1 pseudogene is annotated in these 240 nt (G+C 66.7%); it reads left to right on the top strand.

Annotation, left to right across the window (positions count from 1 at the left end):
• Nucleotides 1–240: pseudogene (locus BST12_RS30195) on the top strand (Rv0518 family GDSL lipase); the annotation flags it as partial.

Genomic DNA, 240 nt, shown 5'->3' with positions numbered 1-240 from the left:
TGGGCTCGAAATCATGGACCGCTCGCACCTGGCAGATGCTCGCTGCACGTGGCGTGCGGATCGCAGCCGACGTGGCCGCCGAGGGCCGAGCCGGCTACGGGGTGCCCGGCGACCACGGCAACGTGTTTGAGGATCTGACCGCCAGGGCCGTCCAGCCCGACGATGCACTGGTGGTGTTCTTTGGCTCCCGCAACGACCAAGGCATGGATCCTGAGGATCCCGAGATGCTGGCCGAAAAGG

The organism is Mycobacterium angelicum, assembly GCF_002086155.1.
Lineage (GTDB): Bacteria > Actinomycetota > Actinomycetes > Mycobacteriales > Mycobacteriaceae > Mycobacterium > Mycobacterium angelicum.
Note: the sequence above shows the minus strand (reverse complement) of the source record. Positions and strands in the feature narration are given on the sequence as shown.